Source organism: Streptomyces sp. NPDC005195, from assembly GCF_040608315.1.
GTDB classification, from domain to species: Bacteria; Actinomycetota; Actinomycetes; order Streptomycetales; family Streptomycetaceae; genus Streptomyces; species Streptomyces kaempferi.
In genome coordinates, this window is record NZ_JBEXHZ010000270.1 from 1 (window position 1) to 2,018 (window position 2,018).

Genomic DNA, 2,018 nt, shown 5'->3' on the forward strand with positions numbered 1-2,018 from the left:
CCGACGTGGGGGCGGTGCGGCGGGCCGGAGACGCCTGGCGCCGCGACTACGCCAGGCCCCTGATCGAGTCGGTCCGTACGGGCGGTCGCGGCGCGCCCGGACTCGAGGCGAGCAAGGCCCAGTTCGACGAGGCCCGGAAACTGCTGTCCACCATGGAGACCCACCTCGGGCAGTTGCGCGACCGGACCCGCGCGTCGGCGGAGGACAGCCGGCAGTCCCGCAACCTCTTCTTCGGCGGCACGCTCGCCGCCTTCCTGGCCTGCGGACTGGCCCTGACCCTGCTGCTGCGCCGCATCGTCGGACGACCGCTGAGGACCCTGGAAGCGGCCTCGGCCGACGTCAGCGGCGGAGCGTTCGAGCGTACGATCCGGCTCGACGGGCCACGGGACCTGGAGGCGGTGGCACGCGCCGTCGAGGGGATGCGCCGCCGCATCGTCGCGGAGCTCTCCGCCTCCATGGCGCGGGAGACCCTCCTGGAGGAGCGGACCGCGGAACTCGACGCCCAGGCGTTGGAGCTGAAGCGCTCCAACGCGGAACTGGAGCAGTTCGCCTACGTCGCCTCCCACGACCTGCAGGAACCCCTGCGCAAGGTCGCGTCCTTCTGCCAGCTGCTGGAGAAACGCTACGGCGACAAACTGGACGACCGGGCCAAGCAGTACATCGACTTCGCCGTCGACGGGGCCAAGCGCATGCAGACCCTCATCAACGACCTGCTGACCTTCTCCCGGGTCGGCCGCGTGGGCGACAAGCTGGTGCCCGTAGCACTCGACGACGTACTGGACCGGGCGCTGGGCAACCTCAGCGTGGCCCTGGAGGAGACCGACACCCGCGTGGTTCGCGAGGGGCCGCTGCCCACCGTGACGGGCGACGCGACCACCCTGACGATGCTCTGGCAGAACCTGATCGGCAACGCCGTGAAGTTCCGCGACTCCGGGCGGACACCCGAGATCGTCGTCCACTGCGAGGCGGCTGAGGGGGAGTGGAGGCTCGGGGTGCGCGACAACGGGATAGGCATCGAATCCGCGTTCAGGGAGAAGGTCTTCGTCATCTTCCAGCGGCTGCACGGCCGGGACGAGTACGACGGTACGGGGATCGGGCTTGCCGTCTGCCGGAAGATCGTCGAGCATCATGGTGGGACCATCACCCTGGACGGCGCCGCGGGCGAGGGCACGGACGTGTTGTTCACCCTGCCCATGGCGCGCCCCGAACCCGGTCCTCGGGTCGACGAAACAGCGCGCCCACCCGAAGGAGCACGTACGTGACCAGCCGCGTCGAACCCATCCAGGTCCTGCTCGTCGAGGACGACCCCGGCGACGAGCTCATGACCCGTGAGGCGTTCGAGGACAACAAGATCCGCAACGCCCTGCACGTCGTACGGGACGGCGAGGAGGCCCTCGACTTCCTGTACCGCGTCAACCAGTACGTGGACGCGCCGCGGCCCGACCTGATCCTGCTCGACCTCAACCTGCCCAAGTACGACGGGCGGCAGGTGCTGGAGCGCATCAAGTCGGACAGCGAACTGGCGCACATTCCCGTCGTCGTCCTCACCACCTCCTCCGCCGAGGAGGACATCCTGCGCAGTTACAAGCTGCACGCCAACGCCTATGTCACCAAGCCGGTCGACCTCGACCAGTTCATCGCCGCCGTACGGCAGATCGACGACTTCTTCGTGTCCGTGGTGAAGCTGCCGAAGAGCTCCTGACCACCGCCGCACCCGCCCGTCCATGAACGGGCGAAGTCGGGGAAGAGGGACAGGGGCGGCACCAACCTTGCCGACCAGCTGATCAGTTGTCGAGACGCGAGGGTGGGCTTCCCATGAGAAGGCGCAGGACAGGGCTGCGAACAGGCGCCGGGACGGCCCGGCTGCCGAACCTGGAGACCGTGCTGCGGGCCGGCCCCTCCGGGTGGCGGCGGACCGTGGCGGGCGGTCTTCTGTGGGGCGGCGCGGCCGCGGCCCTCGGCGCGTCCGGGGACCGGACCGCGCGCCGGGCGGCCCTGCGGGGCATCGGCACCGTCGC

2 protein-coding genes and 1 pseudogene are annotated in these 2,018 nt (G+C 70.0%); all 3 read left to right on the top strand.

Annotation, left to right across the window (positions count from 1 at the left end):
* Positions 1-1,262, top strand: a 1,262-nt coding sequence (locus ABZV34_RS38850) for an ATP-binding protein (protein ID WP_356287828.1), incomplete at its 5' end; no start/stop codon positions are given.
* Entirely contained in the window at positions 1,259-1,702 is a 444-nt protein-coding gene (locus ABZV34_RS38855; RefSeq protein ID WP_356287831.1) for a response regulator, read from the top strand. The genes ABZV34_RS38850 and ABZV34_RS38855, both read left to right, overlap by 4 nt.
* A 113-nt stretch (positions 1,703-1,815) precedes the next feature.
* A pseudogene (locus ABZV34_RS38860) lies at positions 1,816-2,018 on the top strand (phosphoesterase); the annotation flags it as partial.